Here is a 20,894-nt window from a genome sequence, read left to right on the forward strand (position 1 = left end):
GTGCCTGCGATCAATCCAGGTACGCGACGCTGACCACTTCATATTCGCGCTGGCCAGCCGGCGCGTCGATGGTCACCGCATCGCCTTCCAGCTTGCCGATCAACGCGCGTGCCAGCGGCGAGGAGATCGCGATCAGGCCCATCTTGATGTCGGCTTCCAGGTCGCCGACGATCTGATAGCGTTTTTCTTCGTCGGTCTCGACGTCGGCCAGCGTCACCGTGGCACCGAACACGATCTTGCTGCCGGCACCCAGCTTGGTGATGTCGATGATCTCCGCGTGCGAGAGCTCGCCTTCGAGTTGCTTGATGCGGCCCTCGATGAAGCTCTGCTGCTCGCGCGCAGCGTGGTACTCGGCGTTTTCTTTCAGATCGCCGTGCGCGCGCGCCTCGGCGATCGCGGCGATCACCGCCGGACGCTTGACCGATTTCAGTTGATCCAGTTCCTCGCGCAAGCGCTGCGCGCCCTTGGATGTCATGGGTGCTCTCATGCTTGAAGCTCCTTGTGCAGTTCCTGCAGCGACCAGACGGGGCCGGTGCCGCGGAATTCCAGCGAATGCACCAGCGCCTTGGCGCCGGCGACAGTGGTCGAATAGGTCACGCGGTGCTGCAGCGCTTCACGCCGGATCGAGAACGAGTCGGAGATGGCGGCGCGACCTTCGGTGGTGTTGACGATATAGACGATCTCGCCGTTCTTGATCGAATCGACAATATGCGGGCGGCCTTCGGCCACCTTGTTGACGATCTCGCAGCTCAGGCCATTCTGCTGCAACCAGGCACCGGTGCCGCGCGTAGCCACCAGGGTGAAGCCGCGTTCCACCAGCGCCTGCGCCACCGGCAACACGCGCTGCTTGTCCGGGTCACGCACCGACACGAAGGCCTTGCCCACCGGCGGTGCCTTGATGCCGCCGGCTTCCTGCGCGCGCGCGAAGGCGGCGCTGAAGCTGCGGCCCACGCCCATCACCTCACCGGTGGAGCGCATTTCCGGCCCGAGGATCGGGTCCACGCCCTGGAACTTGGCGAACGGGAAAATCGCTTCCTTGACCGAGTAATAATCCGGCACGATTTCCTTGGTGGCGCCCTGCTCGGCCAGCGTCTTGCCGGCCATGCAACGAGCGGCGATCTTGGCCAGCGGGATGCCGATGGCCTTGGACACGAACGGCACGGTACGCGAGGCACGCGGGTTTACTTCCAGCAAAAACACCACATCGTCGCCGGCCTCGTTGACCTGCACTGCGAACTGGGTGTTCATCAGGCCGACCACGTTCAAGCCTTCGGCCAGCATCACCACCTGGCGACGCAGCTCGGCCTGGGTTTTGGGCGAAAGCGAATACGGCGGCAGCGAGCACGACGAATCGCCCGAGTGCACGCCGGCTTCTTCGATGTGCTCCATCAGCCCGCCGATCAGCACGTTGCCGTCCTTGTCGGCAATGATGTCCACATCCACTTCCACCGCATTGTCGAGGAAGCGGTCCAGCAGCACCGGCGAATCGTTGGAAACCTTCACCGCATCGCGCACGTAGCGCGCCAGATCCGATTCGCCGTACACGATTTCCATCGCGCGGCCGCCCAACACATAGCTCGGACGCACCACCAGCGGGTAGCCGATCTCGCGCGCCAGCACCAAGGCTTCTTCGGCATTGCGGGCAATGCGATTGGGCGGCTGCTTCAGGCCCAGCTTGTCGACCAGCTGCTGGAAGCGTTCGCGGTCTTCGGCCAGGTCGATCGAATCCGGCGAGGTGCCGATCACCGGCACACCGTTGGCTTCCAGCGCACGCGCCAGCTTCAGCGGGGTCTGGCCGCCGTACTGCACGATCACGCCCTTGGGCTGTTCCAGCTCGACGATTTCCAGCACGTCTTCCAGCGTCAGCGGCTCGAAATACAGGCGGTCGGAGGTGTCGTAGTCGGTGGAGACGGTTTCCGGGTTGCAGTTGACCATGATGGTTTCGAACCCATCGTCGCGCAGCGCCAGTGCCGCGTGCACGCAGCAATAGTCGAACTCGATACCCTGGCCGATGCGGTTGGGGCCGCCGCCCAGGATCATGATCTTGTCGCGGCTGGTGGGCAGCGCTTCGCACTCGTCCTCGTAGGTCGAATACAGGTAGGCGGTGCTGGTGGCGAACTCGGCCGCGCACGAGTCCACGCGCTTGTACACCGGGCGCACCTTGAGCGCGCGGCGCAGCGTGCGCACCGATTCTTCGTTGCTGCCGATCAGCTGCGCCAGACGGGCATCCGAGAAACCGGCGCGCTTGAGCAGGCGCAGGCGCGGCGCATCCAGCGCGGCCATGCCGTCGTCGGTCAGCTGCTGCTCATGGCTGATGAGTTCTTCGATCTGGTCCAGGAACCAGGGATCGATGAACGACAGCGCATACACCTCGTCCACCGTCATGCCGGCGCGAAACGCATCGGCCACGTAGAACAAACGCTCCGGGCCCGGCGCCTTGAGCTCACGCTTGAGCGCGGCCATGTCTTCCTCGCTGCCCAGGTCCAGGCCGGTCGGGTCCAGCCCGATCTTGCCGGTTTCCAGCCCGCGCAGCGCTTTTTGCAGCGATTCCTGGAAGGTGCGGCCCATCGCCATCACCTCGCCCACCGACTTCATCTGGGTGGTCAGGCGCGCGTCGGCCTGCGGGAATTTCTCGAACGCAAAGCGCGGAATCTTGGTCACGACGTAGTCGATCGACGGCTCGAACGAGGCCGGGGTCAGCCCGCCGGTGATCTCGTTGCGCAATTCGTCCAGCGTGTAGCCCACCGCCAGCTTGGCGGCGACCTTGGCGATCGGGAAACCGGTGGCCTTGGAGGCCAGCGCCGACGAACGCGACACGCGCGGATTCATCTCGATCACCACCACCCGGCCAGTGGTCGGGCTGATGCCGAACTGCACGTTGGAGCCGCCGGTATCCACGCCGATCTTGCGCAGCACCGCGATCGAGGCATCGCGAAGGCGCTGGTATTCCTTGTCGGTCAGCGTCTGCGCCGGCGCCACGGTGATCGAGTCGCCGGTATGCACGCCCATCGGATCGAGGTTTTCGATCGCGCAGACGATGATGCAGTTGTCCGCGGTGTCGCGGACCACTTCCATCTCGAATTCCTTCCAGCCCAGCACCGATTCTTCCACCAGCACTTCGGTGGTCGGCGACAGTTCCAGGCCACGGCCCACGATCTCGATCAGCTCTTCGCGGTTATAGGCGATGCCGCCGCCGCTGCCGCCCAGGGTGAAGCTGGGACGGATGATGGTCGGGTAGCCGACCCGGGTCTGGATATCCAGCGCCTCTTCCAGCGTGTGCGCCACTTCGGCGCGGGGGCAATCCAGGCCGATCTCGCCCATCGCCACGCGGAACAGCTCGCGGTCTTCGGCCATGCGGATGGCTTCGCGCTTGGCGCCGATCAGCTCGACGTTGTACTTCTCCAGCACGCCGTGGTCGGCCAGATCCAGCGCGCAGTTCAGCGCGGTCTGTCCGCCCATGGTGGGCAGCAGCGCATCGGGCTTTTCCTTGGCGATGATCTTTTCGACCGTCTGCCAGTTGATCGGCTCGATGTACACCGCGTCGGCCATGTTCGGGTCGGTCATGATGGTGGCCGGGTTGCTGTTGACCAGCACCACGCGGTAGCCCTCGTCGCGCAACGCCTTGCACGCCTGCGCGCCGGAGTAGTCGAACTCGCAGGCCTGGCCGATGACGATCGGGCCGGCGCCGATGATGAGGATGGTTTTAAGGTCGGTGCGCTTTGGCATGGGGGTCCTCAGTAAAGTCGGTCCTGCCACGCTGCGGGAGCGCGCCAGGTGATCTGGTCGGGCGATCGGGCATCGATCGCGCCATGGTCGACCGCGGCGCGAACCTCTCGCTGCATCGCGGCCCAGCTTGGAGCGGCCGCGCCGATACGCGCGCCGATCGCATTGTTGTGGGCATCCATCGCCCGGCTGGCATTGCCCTGCCCGCCGCGCTCCATGACCGCCGTGACCAGATCCACGCAGCGCGGGGACAAGGTGTAGGCGACGATGGCGCTTGCAAGGCTGTGTCGATAGGCATCGGCCGGCCCGTTGCGTCCGCCCGCCAGGCCGGCGCCGAGCCACTGCGCATACACCGCAATCAGCACGAACGCCGGATAGGCAGCCAGCACCAGCGCCGCCAACACGATCACACGCCAGCGGCGCGGTCGCGACGGCAGGGCCAGCGCGGCCTTCATCAGGCCGTGGCCGCCATCAGCGCAGTGAACCGATCGAACAACGGCCCCACATCGCGCGGGCCCGGCGATGCTTCCGGGTGGCCCTGGAACGAGAACGCCGGTGCGTCGGTCAGCGCGATGCCCTGATTGGTGCCATCGAACAACGAGCGATGGGTCACGCGCACGTTGGCTGGCAGCGTGCTCTCATCGACCGCAAAGCCATGGTTCTGCGAGGTGATCATCACCCGACCGCCATCCAGATCCTGCACCGGGTGATTGGCGCCGTGGTGGCCGGTGGTCATCTTCACCGTCCTGGCGCCAGCAGCCAGTGCCAGCAACTGATGCCCCAGGCAGATGCCGAAGGTCGGGACCTTCCTGGCGACCAGCTCCCTGATCGCGGCGATGGCGTAATCGCAGGGCTCCGGATCACCGGGGCCATTGGACAGGAACACGCCGTCCGGATTCATCGCCAGCACCTCGGCCACCGGGGTCTGCGCCGGCACCACGGTGACATCGCAGCCGCGCTCGGCGAGCATGCGCAGGATGTTGATCTTGACGCCATAGTCGTACGCAACGACCTTGAATGTTTGCCCCTGTGCGGACGTTCCAGCATTCAAGGCGCCGAGGCCGAGGAAGGCATCGGAGTTCAGATCCAGCGAGCCTTCCTGCCAGGTGTAGCTGGTCTCAGTCGAGACCACCTTGGCCAGGTCCATGCCTTTCAGGCCGGGGAACTTGCGCGCGGCGTCCAGTGCCTTTTCCACGTCGATCTCGCCGGCCATCAGCGCCCCGTTCTGGGCGCCCTTCTCGCGCAGCAGACGGGTCAGCTTGCGGGTATCGATGCCGGAGATGGCGACCACGCCGCGGGCCTGCAGCCATTCCGGCAAGGCCACCTGGCTGCGCCAGTTGCTGGGGCGGCGCGGCACATCGCGCACGATCAGGCCGGCGGCCCAGATCTTGCGGGCCTCATCGTCCTGATCGGTAAAACCGGTATTGCCGATGTGCGGATAGGTCAGCGTGACCATCTGGCGGGCGTAGGAGGGATCGGTCAGGACTTCCTGGTAACCGGTCATGGCGGTGTTGAACACCACTTCGCCGACGGAAAGCCCGTTGGCGCCTACGGATTCGCCCTCGAACACGGTGCCGTCTTCGAGGACAAGGATTGCGGGTTGGGTCACGTGGGGTCTCGCTCTGGCTGCCTGGGACTCCGATGCGCTTCCGGCCAAATTCCGGTTGCAGCAAAGCGCGGACGCGGTGCTGGGGACCGGTCCGACGCTGGTTCGGGCAAGCGAGAATTGTAATGGCAAGTGCTCCGGCTTGCCAGCCTGACGAGCGAGACCAGCGCCTGCACGGCGGCGCACCCGCATGAATACGCGGCACGTACCGCGCGTGTGCGTTCACACGCGGTTGCGCTGCGCTACAGCACCAGGTCGCGCACCCGGTAACTGCCGGCAGGCCGGCCGATCAGGCGCTTGGCGGCATGCAGCGCGCCACGCGCGAAGATGTCGCGGTTGGTGGCCCGGTGCACCAGCTCCACCCGCTCGCCCAGCCCGGTGAACTGCACCGTATGCTCGCCGACGATGTCGCCGGCACGCAGGCTGGCAAAGCGCGGCTGCGCACCGCTGCCGGTGGCCGCCTCGCCCAACGTCAGTGCGGTCCCGGATGGCGCGTCCTGCTTGTGCACGTGATGCGCTTCGACGATGTCGCAATCCCATCCTGGCAAGGTACCGGCGGCGCGCTCGACCAGCTCGGTGAGCACCGCCACGCCCAGGCTGAAGTTGGATGCCCACACCAGCGGAATCTGTTGCGCCGCCTCCAGCAATGCCGACCGCTGCGCCTCGTCCAGCCCGGTGGTGCCGGACACCAGCGGTCTGCCGCGCTGCGCGCACAACGCCAGGATCGGCGCAAAGCCCTGCGGCAAACTGAAATCGATCGCCACATCGAAGGCCGGCGCGCCGCCCAGCTCGCTGGCGGCGAAGAACGGCACGCCGTCCACCACCCGCTGCGCAGGCGAGCGCCCCACCACTGCACCGACGACCTGCAAGGCCTCGTCTTCAGCCGCCAGGCGCAGCAAGGCCTTGCCCATCCGCCCGGAGGCGCCGTGGATCAACACTTTTACAGGGGACGTTGTCATGCCCGCAGGCTAGCGAGGCTGCGGGGGTTGTACAAGGTGCTGGGATTCGGGATTCGGGATTCGGGATTCGGGAATCGGGAATCGGAAAGCATGAGGCCTGAAGCCGCGTGTAGATGCAGGAGCTGTTTTGGAGTTGGCTGCGGGGCCTGGGCTGATGGCGGATGATTTGCTCGTCACTTGGGTTTGCGGTTGATCAGTCGCTTGGCGATCGAGGATCGCGCGTTTGGACTGCCCATGCCTGCGCCGGGCTGGCAGCGGTCAGCGTGTGGTGATGTGTTGGAAAGCGCGCATTGCGCGCCGCTGCAGAGCGCGCTTGCGAGAGAGCACTGCGGGCGCTGGCTGGAGTGTATGCGCCGTGTCGGCGCGGCAGCGTGCGGGACGACGTTGTTGCGACGGTGGTTCGGTGTGCGGTGCGCTGGTGGTTTAGCGCCAGCCCATGAACGAGCCGCATCAATCGAGACAATCCGCGTGGGCGCTGTCAGCACCGCTACCTGAAGCGGGCTACAGAACGCGGCGAGCAGTCGTCTGTTGGGTGTGGACGGAGCGCAGCATTCGAAGTGGAGAAGTGGCCTGCCGATGGCGGGCACCGCCGTACCCGCATGGCTGTCGAGTAACCGCGTTGTCAGCTGGCCTCAGTCTTCCACGCCATCCAGGCGTTTGCTCCAGCTTTCGACCTGGCTGCGTTGCAGGCGGCGTTCGAACAAGATGCGCCACGACGGCACCAACGGCAGCGTCAGCACCTCGGCGATGGCGGTTTCGTCCACCGCGCGTGCGTAGAGCAGGTGTTGCAGGCGCGACAGCGACCAGTGTGGATGCGGACGTGCCTGCAAGGCCAGGATGTCGCCTGCAGCCACGATGCCGGATTGCAGCACGCGGTAGTACCAGCCGGTACGGCCGGTGTCCTGTACCCGGCGTGCCATGTCGCGCACGCCGAAACGGTCCGAGAGTTTCCAGCACGGCTGGCGCACTTGCGACACCTCCACCACCGCCGTGCCCAACGCGAAGCGATCGCCCAGGCAAATATCGGCTTCGGTCAGCCCGACGGTGCTCAGGTTCTCGCCGAAGGCACCGGCGTTCTCCAGCAATGCATGCGCACCGAGTTCGCTGCGCCAGGCGGCGTAGTGGTCGCGCGGATAGTGGTGGATGGCCTTGTCCGGCCCGCCATGAACGCGGCGGTCGCCCTGCTCGTCGCCATCCAGCCCGTGAATGCCCACCCGCACCGGCCCGGGCACCGCACGCTTGTCGATGGCGCTGCGCGTGCCGGGGCGGCTGAAATCGCACGCCACGCCAATGGCCACGCTGTCGATCGGCGTGGACGATGGCGTCTGCGCTGTCTTTGCGGATGCCGTCATGCACCCTGCCCTGGCAGCTCGGCCAATGCCTCGCGCAACACCTCGCCCAGCACCTGAATGCCGGCGTCGATCTTTTCGGCCGGCACGGTCACGAACGACAGGCGCAAGGTGTTGGCCTGCGGCAAGGTGGCGAAGAACGGCGCACCTGGCACAAAGGCAACGTTGCGTGCGATGGCGCGCGCCAGCAGCGCCGTGCCGTCCAGCCCTGGCGGCAGGCTGACCCACAGGAACATCCCGCCTTCGGGGCGGTTCCATTGCACCTGTTCCGGGAAGTGCAGGTCCAGCGCTTCCAGCATCAGGCTGCATTGGCGCGCGTAGAGCGCGCGAATCTGCGGGATATGGGTGTCGAGAAAATCGTCCTGCAAGGTCTGATACACCACGCGCTGGGTGAACGATGGCGTATGCAGATCGGCTGCCTGCTTGGCCTGGATCAGCTTGCCCAGCACCGCCTCCGGCGCAACCACGTAACCCAGTCGCAAGCCCGGCGCGAGCACCTTGGAGAACGACCCCATGTAGATGACGCCTTCGGGGTTCATCGACAACAGGCTCGGCAGCGGCTCACCGCTGTAATACAACTCGCCATACGGATCGTCTTCGACAATCGGCACGCCTGCCCGCGCAGCACGCTCCACCAGCGCCTGGCGCCGGGCCAGCGGCAGACGGCGGCCGGTGGGATTCTGGAAGTTGGGCAGGCAGTACAGAAAGCGTGCATCGGCCAGCAGGGCCGGATCCAGTGCATCCACCACCACGCCCTCCTCGTCCGACGGCATGCCGACGAAGCTTGGCTGGAACAGCGAAAACGCCTGCAATGCGCCGAGGTAGCTCGGCGTCTCCACCAGCACCTTGCTGCCTTCGTCGATGAACACCTTGCCTAGCAGGTCCAGGCCCTGCTGCGACCCGGTGGTGATCAGCACCTGGCTGGGCCGAATGCTGGTGCCATCGCGGCTCAGGCGCGCAGCCACCCACTCGCGCAGCGGCGCATAGCCTTCGGTCGGGCCGTATTGCAACGCGGCCTGCGGCGCATCGCGCAAGACCTGGTCGCTGGCCGCGCGCATGCGCTCCACCGGAAAGGTGGCCGGCGATGGCAGGCCACCGGCGAAGGAAATGACCTCCGGGCGCTCGGTCACCTTGAGAATTTCGCGAATCGCCGAACTGGTCAGCGCCTGCGCACGTCGGGAAATCTGGAAGGAAGTGGTCATGGCATAAGCATACCCAACGGCCGCTGCGCAGGTGCTGTGCACTGCAGCGTGCGCTGGCATCGCCGGACCCGTCAGGCGGCAACGGAGAAAACGTTCGGCACCGTCTGCAAAGGCCATGCGTCAACGACCTGCACTGACGGCGATTGGAACAAGCGCAGCTGCAAGCAGTCTGCACAGCGAACAGCCGGACGCCGGCGGCCTCGGAGTCGGCGTGCTCGTAATCGGCATCATCGTAATCGGCATGCGCCAGTCGTACACCACAGCCGTGAACTCGTCGTCCACGCCCCACTTGGTCACTGCTCGCCATGCGCCAGTGCAATAGACAGCGTCAGCGCCCAGCGCCGCCTCAACAGATCAGCCGGCATGGGAGCGCACTGCGCGGCGAGCTTTCCTGGGAACCCAGCCACTGACGCATCCAGGCAACCAGACAACATCGGCGGGCAGGATCACGGCGCAGACCTTGGGAGCTCAGGCAGCCGGCTCCCGCTACGCACATCGCGAGTCGGCCAGCAAGCGCAGCCACTACCGATGCCTGCGGTCGCCATCGCGCGGCAGCGCGCATTCAATCAATCGAAAATACGCCATCCGCCGCATCTGCAGGCGGCATCGCGCTTCCAGCGCCAAACCCGCAGCGGCAGGCCTGGATCCACGCCGACGATCCGAAGCCCCGCCGCTAGTGCGGGCACCCGGCTATTGGTAAGCCGGCCCGACCCAGGCGGTGCCCTCGCTGCGCGTAATCAACGTTTTCCAGCGTTTGCGAATCAGCTTGTCACGCGAGCGGAAGGTCATGCGCATGCCCGGCAGGCCGAGCGTGGCGCGCGTTTCCACCATCGCCGACTGCTCGTCGGGCGCAATCTCGATCTTGGTGATCGTCTGCTTGTAGTCGATTAGTTCTTCCGGCTCCGCCACATGCCGCATCTGGCTCAGCACCTGCGCCCATTCGCCGTTGGATTTGCAGTATTTGGCGCGGTTGGTGGTCTCGCGCTTCTGGTGGGAATCCATGCGGTACAGGACCACCATTTCGAATTCCGGCGCCGTCATCTTGCACAGGGCCTCGCCATCCTGCCCCATCATCGCCTTGTCCTGGGCGGCGTAGAAATCGCGCACCTGTTTTTCGTCCAGCGAGTTACCGCCGTAGTTGTACAGCCCGGCCACCGCGGCCAGGATCGCCAGCAACACCAGCAAACGCATTCCCATCCCCCTGTCATGCCGCGTCCTGCGGCCGCGCAAGTGTAGCCGAGGTTGCGTGCGTCAGTGCTTGCGTGACGGCGTCGGGCCGCAACTGTCGCAACCGCCGCAGGACGCGCCGCCCTGCGTGGCCGGCGGTGCGATGCGGCGGCCGAGTCCGTGCATCCAGGCCGGCCGGCCGGCGCGCAGCAGAGCGAGCGCAAGCGACCCGCGCAGGCGGCGCAAGATGCCGGGAAACTGCTTCTTCATCACCACCCACAGGCTGAGCAGCACCGCGACCGCGATGACCAGGTATTGCAGGGTGAGCGACAGGTCCATCTCAGCCAGCCCCGAGCGCGACTGCCAGCTGGTAGGTCACCAGCGAGGCCAGGTAGGCCAGCGCGAACAGGTACACCGCGCTGATGGTCATCTGCTTCCACGAATTGGTTTCGCGCTTGATCGTGGCCAGCGTGGAGATGCACATCGGCGCGTAGATGTACCAGACCAGCAGCGACAGCGCGGTGGCCAGCGACCAGCCATCGCTGATCAGCGGCGACAGGGCCTGCGCTGCAGCATCGTCATCGGCGGCCGACAGCGCGTACACCGTGGCCAGCGAGGCCACCGCCACTTCGCGCGCAGCCAGGCCGGGAATCAGTGCAATGCAGATCTGCCAGTTGAAGCCCAGCGGTGCGAAGAACACCGCCATCGCATGGCCGATGCGGCCGGCAAAGCTGTAGTCGATTGCCGGCAAGGTGGCATTGGCCGGCGCCGCCGGGAACGACAACAGGAACCACAACAGGATGGTCAGCGCCAGGATGATGCCGCCCACGCGCTTGAGGAAGATCCAGGCGCGCTCCCACAATCCCAGCGCCAGATCGCGCAGGTGCGGCACGCGGTAGGACGGCAGCTCCAGCATCAGCGGGTGCTCGCTCTTGTCGCGGCGCCACTTCTTCATCGTCCACGACACCAGCAGTGCACTGACGATGGCCGCGGCATACAGCCCGAACAACACCAGCCCCTGCTGGTTGAAGATGCCCCACACCGTTTTTTGCGGAATGAAGGCGCCGATCAGCAGCGCATACACCGGCAAGCGCGCCGAGCACGTCATCAGCGGCGCAACCATGATGGTGGCGAGCCGGTCGCGCGGGTCCTGGATGCTGCGGGTGGACATGATGCCCGGCACCGCACACGCAAAACTCGACAGCAACGGAATGAACGAGCGCCCGGACAACCCGGCCGCCGCCATCATGCGATCGAGCAGGAACGCCGCGCGCGGCAGGTAGCCGGATTCTTCCAATGCCAGGATGAAGGCGAACAGGATCAGGATCTGCGGCAAGAACACGATCACCCCGCCCAGGCCGGCGATGATGCCGTCCTTGAGCAGGCTGTTGAGCGGCCCTTCCGGCAAGGTGGTGCCTACCCACTCGCCCAGCATCGCGGTACCGGCATCGATCAGGTCCATCACCGGGGTGGCCCAGGCGTATACCGCCTGGAAGATCAGGAACATCACCACCGCCAGCGTCACCAAGCCCAAGATCGGGTGCAGCAGCCAGCGGTCCAGCGCGTCGTCCACCCGCGAGGTGCGCGTGGGCATGGTCACTGCCGCACTCAGGATCTGCCGCACCTGCGCGTGGTAGTTGCCATCGGCCAGGGGCGCAGCCGTCGGCGCGGCCAGGCTGGCCGCCTGCGTGTCGAGCCGTTCCACCAGGGCCCTGGCGCCGCCGCGACGCACCGCCACGGTTTCCACCACCGGCACGCCCAGCGCCTGCTCCAGCGCCGGCAGGTCGATGACGATGCCGCGTCGCTGCGCAGCATCGACCATGTTCAATGCCACGATCATCGGCCGACCCAGTTCGCGCAGCTCCAGCGCAAAGCGCAGGTGCAGGCGCAGATTGGTCGCATCCATCACGCACACCAGCACGTCCGGTGCCGGTTCGCCGGGATAGAAGCCGCGGCACAGGTCGCGGGTGATCGCCTCGTCCAGGCTGGCCGGCTGCAGGCTGTAGGCACCGGGCAGATCCAGCACCGCGAAATCGCGTCCGGACGGCGCGCGGAAGTGGCCTTCCTTGCGCTCGACGGTGACGCCGGTGTAGTTGGCCACCTTCTGGCGGCTGCCGGTCAGCTGATTGAACAGCGCGGTCTTGCCACTGTTGGGATTGCCCACCAACGCCAGACGCAAGGGAACCACTGCCGCGTTCATGCCGATGCTCCGTCCCGTCGCACCTGCACCCGTGCCGCCTCGCTGCGGCGCAGGGCAAAGCGCGTATAGCCCACCTGCACCAGCAGCGGCTCGCGGCCCACCGGCCCGGTCGCCAGCACGGTGACCTCCTCGCCCGCGACAAAACCGAGCTCGCGCAGGCGCCGTGCGATCGTGTCGTTGGGGAGGCGATCCTCCACGGAATCCACGATGGCGGCGCAATGCAGGGGCATGTCGGACAACGTCACAAAGACGGCCTGATTGATAGGAATGGTTCTCAATTCTAGCATCGACGCACCGCGTCATGGCTGCGGCGACCCGTCCCGCTATGATGGTTCGCATCCCATTCATGGACGTACGCAATGCAGGACACCGGCTTGATCGTCGAGGACCAGGGACCGGTCCGCACCTTGCGCCTGCACCGCCCCACGGTGCACAACGCCTTCGATGCGACGCTGATCGCGGCGCTCACCGAGGCCTTGCTGCAGGCTGGCAGCGCGCCGCAGATCCGCGTGGTAGTGGTGACCGGTGCCGGCGCTGCGTTTTCCGCGGGCGCGGACCTGAACTGGATGCGTGGCATGGCCGGCGCCAGCGAAACGGAGAATGCCGCCGATGCACTGGCACTGGCGCGACTGATGCGCACGCTGGATGAACTGCCCAAGCCCACCATCGCGCGGGTCAATGGCGCGGCCTTCGGTGGTGGCGTGGGCCTGGTGGCCTGTTGCGATATCGCCATCGGCTGCACCGAGGCGCGCTTCGGCCTGACCGAAAGCAAGCTGGGGCTGTTGCCGGCGGTGATCTCGCCCTATGTCATTGCCGCCATCGGTGCGCGCCAGGCGCGGCGCTGGTTCGCCACCGCCGAAATCTTCGATGCCGGCACGGCGCAGTTGCTGGGCTTGCTGCACCAGCTGGTGGCGGCCGATCAATTGGATGCCGCGGTGGAACGCCAGGTTCGCCTGCTGTTGGCCGCCGCGCCGCTGGCCGCCAGCCACGCCAAGGCCTTGGTACGCTCGGTCATGCCGCCCGCCGACCGCGATGCCATCGATGCCGCCAACGCGGCCTGGATCGCCCGTCTGCGCGTGTCGCCCGAGGGCCAGGAAGGCCTCGGGGCGTTCCTGGACAAGCGCGCTCCCGCCTGGGTGCCGGAGAGCGTGGCGTGAGCGCGATCGACCACGTGGGCATGGCCTGCAGCGACCTGCAGACCAGTGTGGCGTTCTATCGCGTGGCGCTGGCGCCGCTGGGCATCACGCTGCTGGCCGAACTGACCGCTGCCGACACTGGCGGCCGCGCGCACGCCGGTTTCGGCATCGAACGGCCATTCCTGTGGCTGGGTGCCGAGGCGCAAGCCTCCGGCGCTATGCATCTGGCGCTGACGGCGACCGACCGCGCCAGCGTGGAGGCCTTTCATCAGGCTGCGCTCGCCGCCGGCGGCCGCAATCACGGCGCCCCCGGCCTGCGCCCGCATTACCACCCGCACTACTACAGCGCCTTCGTGCTCGACCCCGATGGCAACAACCTCGAAGCGGTCTGTCACCGCGCAGCATGAGCACCGTTCCGATGTCCTTGATCCCGTCATCTCCTTGCGCCGAAGTGGGCGCACATAACAAGGCTGCTGTGTCGGCCGCATCCGGTCATGCATGTGCGGACGTGGGCGCATGAGCGACTTCGTCCGCATCGTCGAAGTGGGCCCACGCGATGGACTGCAGAACGAGGCGCAACCGATCGCCACCGCCGACAAGATCGCGCTGATCGATCAATTGTCGGCCACCGGCCTGCGCACCATCGAAGCCACCAGCTTCGTCAGCCCACGCTGGGTGCCGCAACTGGCCGACGCCGCCGACGTGTTCGCCGGTATCACCCAGCTGCCGGGCATCGCCTACCCGGTGCTGGTGCCGAACCTGCAGGGCTATACCCGTGCGCAGGCCGCCGGCGCGCGCGAGGTGGCAGTCTTCACGGCCGCGTCGGAGACGTTCAACCGCACCAACACCAACGCCGGCATCGACGAATCGATCGAGCGGTTCCGCCCGATCCTGGAGCAGGCCGCCATCGATGGCGTGCGCGTGCGCGGCTATGTCTCCACCGTACTCGGCTGCCCCTACCAGGGCGAGGTGCCGGTAGCCGACGTGGTGGATGTCGCGCAACGGCTGTACGCACTGGGCTGCTATGAGATCTCGCTGGGCGACACCATCGGGGTCGGCACGCCACGCAAGGCGCAGCAGATGCTGGCCGCGGTCGCGCAGCAGGTGCCGATGCAGGCACTGGCCGTGCATTTCCACGATACCTATGGCCAGGCGCTGGCCAATATCGCCGCCTGCCTTGAGCAAGGCGTGCGCGTGGTCGATGCCGCCGTCTCCGGTGCCGGCGGTTGCCCGTACGCCAAGGGCGCCAGCGGCAACGTCGCCAGCGAAGACGTGGTGTACCTGCTGCATGGCCTGGGTATGTCCACCGGCATCGACCTGCCCGCCCTGGCCCGCACCGGCCGCTGGCTGGCGCAACTGCTCGGCCGCGACACCGGCAGCAAGACCGGCAAGGCACTGGCTGCGGCTGGCTGAGGGTCGCAAGGCCGTTACCACCACCACGATCGCGCCAGGGCTTCGGCTAGAATTGCCGGCCGCGCGCCAACCCGCTCGCGAGCCGACCTGCGTCGGCCCGCAGCGCTTCTTCAGGGGAACCCACCATGCAGCCAACATCTGTCCTTGCCGTGATCACCGGTGGCGTCTCCGGGTTGGGCCTGGCCGTGGCGCAGCGCATCGTTGCCGACGGCGGCAAGGTCGCGCTGTTCGACGTCAATGCCGACAAGGCCGATGCGGCGCTTGCATCGCTCGGTGCCGGCAACGCGCATTACTTTGCCACCGATGTCACCGATGAGGCGCAGGTGTCGGCCAATATCGCGCAGGCCGCGCAGGCATTGGGCGGACTGAATCTTGTGGTGAACTGCGCCGGCATCCTGGGCGCTGGCCGCGTGCTGGGCAAGGAGGCGCCGATGCCGCTGGCGACCTTCCGCACCACCGTGCTGGTCAACCTGGTCGGCAGCTTCAATGTCGCCAAGGCTGCGGCCGATGTCATGCAGCACAACACCGCCGGCGACGATGGCGAGCGCGGGGTCATCATCCACACCGCATCGGTGGCCGCCTATGAGGGCCAGATCGGCCAGGCCGCGTATGCCGCCAGCAAGGGCGGCGTGGTCGGCATGACCCTGCCGATGGCACGCGAGCTGGCGCGTTTCGGCATCCGCGTGATGACGATTGCCCCCGGCGTATTCTGGACCCCGATGGTCGACGGCATGCCCGAAGCGGTACAGCAATCGCTGTCCGCGGCAATCCCGTTCCCTTCTCGCCTGGGCCAACCCGACGAATACGCCGACACCGTCGCCTTCATCCTGCGCAATCGCTATCTCAACGGCGAAGTGATCCGCCTGGACGGCGGCGTGCGGTTGGCACCCAAGTAGCCGGGAATCGGGAGACGGGAATAGGGAATCGCAACGGCACCCTGCTTCCACTACCCCGGTCACGGCGTTTCCAATTTCCCATTCTCAATTCCCGATTCCCATGAAAGCCAACGACATCAAGAAAGGCAACGTCGTCGAATACAACGGCGGCATTTACCAGATCCGCGACATCGAGCGCAGCTCGCCGCAAGGGCGCGGTGGCAACGTGCGCTTCCGCTTCATCATGTATAGCGTGCCCGGCGGCGCCAAGCTGGATGCCAGCTTCGATGCCGACGACAATCTGCCGGACGTCGAGCTGCTGCGCCGTCAGTCCACGTTCTCGTACAAGGATGGCGAGGCGTTCGTGTTCATGGACGACGAAGACTTCACTCCCTACACGCTGGATGCGGATGTGATCGGCAACGATGCCGGCTACATCACCGATGGCCTGGCCGGCATCTACGTGCAGGTGATCGACGACCAGCCGGTGGCGGTGCAACTGCCGCAGACGGTGACGCTGGAAGTGGTGGAAACCCCGCCCGAACTCAAGGGGGGCACCGCCACCAAGCGCCCGAAGCCGGCCAAGCTCAGTACCGGCATGGAAATCATGGTGCCCGAGTACATCAGCAACGGCGAACGCGTGCTGGTCAACACCACCACCGGCGAATTCGCCGGTCGCGCCGACTGATGCGGCCCCTGCTCGCAGCCCTGTCGCTGGGGCTGCTGGCTGCCTGCACCGCCAAACCGGTACCGACGCCCGCGTCGGCGCCGGCTGCGGCAACCTGCACCGACCCCAAGGTGGAGGAAGAATGGCTGCAGCACCCGGCCGGCCTGTGCGGCATGCCCGACGACGTGCGTGCGCTGGTGGACGACTACGACACCTGCGTGCATTTCGCTGGCGAAGAACCCTACGACGCTGATCGCCGCCACGAGATCGAAGTGGCAGTTGCGCAGTTCTGCACACCGGCACCGGCACGTCTGGCCAAGCTGATGCAGCAGTACCGCAACGATGCGCACATCAGCCAATGGCTGCGCCAGTACGCGGTGCAAGCGGAACTGCAACCAGCGGACTAAGGTATCCCTTCACCCCTCGGGACACTGTTTCCCTTATGCGGAGAAGGTGGCGCCTAGGGCCGGATGAACGTAAGCGCGAAGCCTCGTGCAATTGGACCTACACGATAGCCTCGCCCCATACCCTCACCCCAACCTCCTCCCCACGGGAGAGGGGTTCGTAGCACGTGCTGAGGTGCGCGCGGTGTATCTCTTCTCCCTTCACCCCCTTTATAGAGGAGAAGGTGGAGCGTAGCGCCCGATGAGGGGCGCCGCAGAGAACTGTCAGTGGCCGCGATGATAAACGCGTCGCCACGCGTCGTCAGAGGTAAATCGCCGACGGCTTCACGCACGATCCCCCGCTCCGCGCCCCTGCCGCGCTTGCATCGCAGGCGCGCCAGTGGCGCGCAAGACTGCTTCCTCACCCCGGCGGGAGAGAGGCTCCTACTGCGCGCCCTTCGCGCCGCCCGATCGCTATTGCACCTGCAGAGGCAGGCGCATGTCCGGCTGCACGTTGTCGGCGGCCGCATCACCGCGCGCAAGCACACGCAGGCGCGTGCGCAACTGCGCCACATTCGCCTCACCCTGCTCCAATCCACTGCGCAGGCTGGCCGGCAAGTGCTGGCGGCCCAGGAGCTGCAGCTGCTTCCAGCCACCGACCAGCACATCGCTGTCCTGCGCCACGCGCGCGCTCAGTTGCTGCTGCTCGTCTGCCTGCGGCAAGCCGTATCCAGTGCTCCCCAACAGGATCGCGGGATGACTGAGTTGCGCTTCGCGCACAAACAGCGACTGCAGCTGCCCCTGCATTGTTTCGCGCCCCACTACGCCCGCTTGCAGCAGGCGTTTGAGCGCATCGCGCGCCAGTAACTCCTGGCGTCGCAACGCGGCCTGTTCCAGCAACAAGGCCGCTGCGGTTTCGCGCAGGCCGCCGCGATCGAACCACTGCGCGCGCGTTTGCGGCGCCGCATCCAGCCACTGCGCCACGCTGGTCTGCGGCACCGGCAGGCCACGCCGGAGCACATCGAACATGGCCTGGTAATGCGTGGCCGCCGATTCGAAGTAATAGCCCTGACGCGTGGCCTGCGCGCGATCGTCCAGCACGGCCATGTCGGCAATGCCCGCGCGTTGCAGGCGCTGGCGCACGCCGCGCGGAGTGATCGACGACAGGCGGGCGGCGGCCAGACGCGGCACGCCGTCATGCAACAGTTTGTAGGTCTCCACCGCACAGTTGTTGCTGATGAAGTAATAGCGCCCGTCGTAACTCCAATGCACCTGCGCCGCACGCGCGAGCAGCGCAGCGATCTCCACCGGTGTCAACGCCAACGGCACCGACGACAGGGCGCGCAATTCCACCTTGGTGTATTCGTCCACCACCTGGTTCAACGGCAGCACGAACAGGCGCGAGGGATACGAGCCGGTGAGCCCACGCCAGCTGGAAATCTGCACATCGCCAACGAAGGCACGGAACGACAGCACGCGGTGGTACTGCAGGTCCAGCCGGCACGCCGGCCCGGGCGCACGGCCGGGCGCGCAGATCACCAGCCGCAACATGCTGTGGCCCCAGCGGCTCATCGGCTGTTCGTTGCCCTCGGCAAGCAGGTAGTCCACCGCATAGACGCGCGCCGGGTCCAGCGTCAGCAAAGACATCGCACCGGCATCGTTGTCGGCCTGCAGATACGGCAGCGCCGGCGTACACGCCGCGGCAGCCTGGGGCGGGCCCAGCTGCTGCGACAACCACGCCGCCAGTGCCGGCCGCCGGCAGGCGTAGTCCGGGTCCAGTACGAAATGTTCCAGATTGACCGCGACAAACTCGGCCGGGCTGCGTCGCTCATAGTCGTCAGGGCTGCGGTCGCTGAAACGGTTGACGCCACGTCCGATGCGCCAGGGCCGCACCTGCCAGCCGGCCAAGTCGCGCAACCGCGGATCGCGCGACAAGGCGCTGCCACTGCTGCGGTCGAGGACATGCGCCAACTCGTGCACCAACGCCGCCATGGCGGCGCGCGTGGGCGGTGCTGTGACATCACTGCGCGCAGTGTCCGGCTGCGCGCGCCATGCCTGCAACAAGGCGCGGTCGAGCAGAATGCGCTGACCGATGGCACGGCCATGCACCCGGGCCGGCAAATCGTCTCGCCACTGCAAGGTGATCGGCGCCTTCAAACGCTCGGCCCAACGCGGCGACAGGCGCCACACCACCTGCTGTACCAGCGCGTCGCTGGCCGCGCGGTCGGCCGGTTCCGATACCGACGACACGATGTTGACCTGCGAGGCCGGCGCGGCGGAGGCTTCAAGCTGTGCGGCCGCAGCGATTGCCGCGGCCAACCACCAACCGCAGCGTCGGCGTGGACTCACTGCGCCAGGATGGACTGCGCCAGTTCCAGGTCGCTGGCCAGGCGCGCTGCATCGCTGCGCGTGCGCAGCTGCAGCAGCGCCGCTTCCAGACGTGCGCCCCGGATGGCGCCATTGCTGGCGACGAAGCCGGCGGCATCCTCGCGGGCATCGGCCACCACCTTGTCATCGCCGGAGCTGCTGCTGTTGGACGACCCGGCCGACGAAGCGCCGGCCGACGTGCCGGCCAGGCTGGAAGCGAACGCCGCCAGCGGCAGCAAGGTCAGTGCACAAAACACAAGTGAGCGAATCATCGGCGCGCCGTTTCCATGTGAAGGTTCCGAAAGACTAACCGGCGTGCGCACTGCCGGGCGCGTCGTCCATCTCGAACAGCTTGCCGGGATTCAGCAAAAGATGGGGGTCAAGCACATGTTTGACGCCACGCATCAATGCGATCTCCGCGCCGGAACGCGTGCTCCACAAATATGGCTTCTTGACCAAGCCGATGCCGTGCTCGGCCGAAATGCTGCCGCCGAAGCGCTGCAGCGCCTGCGCCAGCAGCTTGGTGACCTGATCGCAGGCCGCCACGAACTCGGCCTGGCTGGTGGCATCGGGCTTGAGCACATTGATGTGCAGGTTGCCATCGCCGATATGGCCGAACCACACCACATCGAAATGCGGGTACGCCGCGTGCAGCAAGGCCTGGGTTTCGGCCAGGAACGCCGGCATCGCCGAGATGCGCACCGACACGTCGTTCTTGTATGGCGTATAGCGCGCCAGCGCCTCGGTGATGCCTTCGCGCAGGCGCCACAGCTGCGCGGCCTGCGCATCGCTCTGGCTGATCACGCCGTCGCTGACCCAACCCTGCTCCATGCAGGTCTCGAACGCCGCCATCGCGGCCGCTTCCTGCGCCTCATCGCCGGCGGCGAATTCGGTGACCACGTAGTACGGATGCACCTCGGCAAAGGGCGCCTGCGCGCCATGCGCCAACACGTGTTCCAGTGCGCGGTCGGTGAAGAATTCGAAGGCCTCCAGGCGCAGCTGCGCTCGGAAGGCGGCAAACACCTGCATCAGCACATCGAACGAGGGCAGCGCCAGCAGCATCACATTGCTGGGCGGCGGCGGATCGGTCAGCCGCAACGTCGCCTCGACCACAATGCCCAGCGTGCCTTCGGAGCCGATCATCAGGTGCCGGAAGTCGTAGCCGCTGGAATTTTTCACCAATGCGTTGTTGAGCTCCAGCAGCTCGCCGCCGCCGGTGACCACTTTCAGCCCAGCAATCCATTCGCGGGTGTTGCCATAACGGATCACGCGAATCCCGCCGGCATTGGTGGCGATGTTGCCGCCGATCGAGCACGAACCACGTGCGGCGAAATCCACCGGATAGATCAGGCCCTGCTCGCGTGCAGCGTTGTGCACCGCCTCCAGCGGCATGCCCGCCTGCACGGTGAGCGTGCGATCCACCGCATTGAAGTCCAGCGGCTTGTTCAGGCGCTCCAGGCTGAGCACCAGCTCGCCATTGGCCGCCACCGCACCACCGGACAAGCCGGTGCGGCCGCCCGAGGGCACCACCGCCACAGCTTGCGCGTTGGCCCAGCGCATCACGGCCTGCACCTCCTCCACCGACCCGGGCAGCGCGATGGCCAGCGGATTGGGCGTCCAGCGACGCGTCCAGTCGCGGCCGTAATGTTCCAGGTCGGCCGGCTCGGTCTTCAGACGCAGTGCCGGCACGGCCTGTTGCAACGAAAGAATGCGGGGATCGGTCATGGCACGCGGCGCTGCAGATAGGAACCGCACAGCGTGCCAGCGTGCGCCGGCCTCGTCCAGTTACACCGCCAGCCGCCATCGGCTCGTTGGATTCAGCTGAAACCGTTGCGGCACAAGGGCTT

General features: G+C 66.5%; 20 protein-coding genes. 6 read left to right on the forward strand and 14 right to left on the reverse strand.

What is annotated here, in order from left to right:
* Positions 1 to 10 precede the first annotated feature (10 nt).
* The 11 genes from greA to A7D17_RS09140 form a co-directional block, all read right to left on the reverse strand.
* The gene (gene greA / locus A7D17_RS09090) at positions 11 to 475 is read right to left on the reverse strand and encodes a transcription elongation factor GreA (protein WP_029219710.1); all 465 of its coding nucleotides are present in this window, start codon (positions 473 to 475) and stop codon (positions 11 to 13) included.
* Between the two features lie 8 nt (positions 476 to 483).
* A complete protein-coding gene (carB, locus tag A7D17_RS09095) occupies positions 484 to 3,726 on the reverse strand; it encodes a carbamoyl-phosphate synthase large subunit (RefSeq protein WP_064508770.1) in 3,243 nt (1,080 codons plus the stop codon).
* Between the two features lie 8 nt (positions 3,727 to 3,734).
* Positions 3,735 to 4,178 carry a DUF6973 domain-containing protein gene (locus tag A7D17_RS09100; protein ID WP_064508771.1) on the reverse strand — a complete coding sequence of 148 codons (444 nt, stop codon included), beginning with the start codon at positions 4,176 to 4,178 and terminating at the stop codon, positions 3,735 to 3,737.
* A complete protein-coding gene (gene carA / locus A7D17_RS09105) occupies positions 4,178 to 5,332 on the reverse strand; it encodes a glutamine-hydrolyzing carbamoyl-phosphate synthase small subunit (protein ID WP_064508772.1) in 1,155 nt (384 codons plus the stop codon). Before carA ends, A7D17_RS09100 begins: the two co-directional genes overlap by 1 nt.
* A 239-nt stretch (positions 5,333 to 5,571) precedes the next feature.
* Positions 5,572 to 6,288, reverse strand: coding sequence for a 4-hydroxy-tetrahydrodipicolinate reductase (gene dapB / locus A7D17_RS09110; protein WP_064508773.1), 717 nt, complete (start codon positions 6,286 to 6,288; stop codon positions 5,572 to 5,574).
* 632 nt (positions 6,289 to 6,920) lie between these two features.
* On the reverse strand, positions 6,921 to 7,640 hold the full coding sequence (locus A7D17_RS09115; RefSeq protein ID WP_064508774.1) for an MOSC domain-containing protein: 720 nt from the start codon (positions 7,638 to 7,640) through the stop codon (positions 6,921 to 6,923).
* Complete coding sequence (locus A7D17_RS09120; RefSeq protein ID WP_095522584.1) at positions 7,637 to 8,839, reverse strand: aminotransferase class I/II-fold pyridoxal phosphate-dependent enzyme; 1,203 nt, start codon at positions 8,837 to 8,839, stop codon at positions 7,637 to 7,639. The genes A7D17_RS09115 and A7D17_RS09120 overlap by 4 nt, the downstream gene beginning before the upstream one ends.
* Before the next feature lie 690 nt (positions 8,840 to 9,529).
* Positions 9,530 to 10,030 (reverse strand): hypothetical protein, encoded by a 501-nt coding sequence (locus A7D17_RS09125; RefSeq protein WP_064508775.1) that lies wholly within the window; start codon positions 10,028 to 10,030, stop codon positions 9,530 to 9,532.
* A 60-nt stretch (positions 10,031 to 10,090) separates the two neighbouring features.
* The gene (locus A7D17_RS09130; protein WP_064508776.1) at positions 10,091 to 10,345 is read right to left on the reverse strand and encodes a DUF6587 family protein; all 255 of its coding nucleotides are present in this window, start codon (positions 10,343 to 10,345) and stop codon (positions 10,091 to 10,093) included.
* Position 10,346: 1 nt separating this feature from the next.
* Complete coding sequence (feoB, locus tag A7D17_RS09135) at positions 10,347 to 12,206, reverse strand: ferrous iron transporter B (protein ID WP_064508777.1); 1,860 nt, start codon at positions 12,204 to 12,206, stop codon at positions 10,347 to 10,349.
* Positions 12,203 to 12,451: a FeoA family protein gene (locus A7D17_RS09140; protein ID WP_064508778.1), complete on the reverse strand. Its 249-nt coding sequence runs from the start codon at positions 12,449 to 12,451 to the stop codon at positions 12,203 to 12,205. The genes feoB and A7D17_RS09140 overlap by 4 nt, the downstream gene beginning before the upstream one ends.
* A 114-nt stretch (positions 12,452 to 12,565) precedes the next feature.
* Here A7D17_RS09140 and A7D17_RS09145 point away from each other — a divergent pair, with 114 nt between their 5' ends.
* From A7D17_RS09145 to A7D17_RS09170, 6 genes are all read left to right on the forward strand, one after another.
* Positions 12,566 to 13,363, forward strand: a complete 798-nt coding sequence (locus A7D17_RS09145) for an enoyl-CoA hydratase-related protein (RefSeq protein WP_064508779.1) — start codon at positions 12,566 to 12,568, stop codon at positions 13,361 to 13,363.
* Positions 13,360 to 13,749 carry a VOC family protein gene (locus A7D17_RS09150; protein ID WP_064508780.1) on the forward strand — a complete coding sequence of 130 codons (390 nt, stop codon included), beginning with the start codon at positions 13,360 to 13,362 and terminating at the stop codon, positions 13,747 to 13,749. Before A7D17_RS09145 ends, A7D17_RS09150 begins: the two co-directional genes overlap by 4 nt.
* A gap of 109 nt (positions 13,750 to 13,858) precedes the next feature.
* On the forward strand, positions 13,859 to 14,755 hold the full coding sequence (locus A7D17_RS09155) for a hydroxymethylglutaryl-CoA lyase (RefSeq protein ID WP_064508781.1): 897 nt from the start codon (positions 13,859 to 13,861) through the stop codon (positions 14,753 to 14,755).
* Between the two features lie 125 nt (positions 14,756 to 14,880).
* Entirely contained in the window at positions 14,881 to 15,651 is a 771-nt protein-coding gene (locus A7D17_RS09160; protein ID WP_064508782.1) for an SDR family NAD(P)-dependent oxidoreductase, read from the forward strand.
* A gap of 100 nt (positions 15,652 to 15,751) precedes the next feature.
* Positions 15,752 to 16,318: an elongation factor P-like protein YeiP gene (yeiP, locus tag A7D17_RS09165; RefSeq protein ID WP_064508783.1), complete on the forward strand. Its 567-nt coding sequence runs from the start codon at positions 15,752 to 15,754 to the stop codon at positions 16,316 to 16,318.
* A complete protein-coding gene (locus tag A7D17_RS09170; protein ID WP_064508784.1) occupies positions 16,318 to 16,704 on the forward strand; it encodes a hypothetical protein in 387 nt (128 codons plus the stop codon). The genes yeiP and A7D17_RS09170 overlap by 1 nt, the downstream gene beginning before the upstream one ends.
* 450 nt (positions 16,705 to 17,154) lie before the next feature.
* Here A7D17_RS09170 and A7D17_RS09175 read toward each other — a convergent pair whose 3' ends face one another.
* From A7D17_RS09175 to A7D17_RS09185, 3 genes are read right to left on the reverse strand one after another with little or no spacing between them, the layout of a single operon-like run.
* Positions 17,155 to 19,029: a DUF7844 domain-containing protein gene (locus A7D17_RS09175; protein ID WP_064508785.1), complete on the reverse strand. Its 1,875-nt coding sequence runs from the start codon at positions 19,027 to 19,029 to the stop codon at positions 17,155 to 17,157.
* Positions 19,026 to 19,319, reverse strand: coding sequence for a DUF2388 domain-containing protein (locus A7D17_RS09180; protein WP_064508786.1), 294 nt, complete (start codon positions 19,317 to 19,319; stop codon positions 19,026 to 19,028). Before A7D17_RS09180 ends, A7D17_RS09175 begins: the two co-directional genes overlap by 4 nt.
* Positions 19,320 to 19,353: 34 nt before the next feature.
* On the reverse strand, positions 19,354 to 20,772 hold the full coding sequence (locus tag A7D17_RS09185; RefSeq protein ID WP_064508787.1) for an FAD-binding oxidoreductase: 1,419 nt from the start codon (positions 20,770 to 20,772) through the stop codon (positions 19,354 to 19,356).
* Positions 20,773 to 20,894: the final 122 nt, after the last annotated feature.

The organism is Xanthomonas floridensis, from assembly GCF_001642575.1.
In the GTDB taxonomy this organism is placed as follows: Bacteria; Pseudomonadota; Gammaproteobacteria; order Xanthomonadales; family Xanthomonadaceae; genus Xanthomonas; species Xanthomonas floridensis.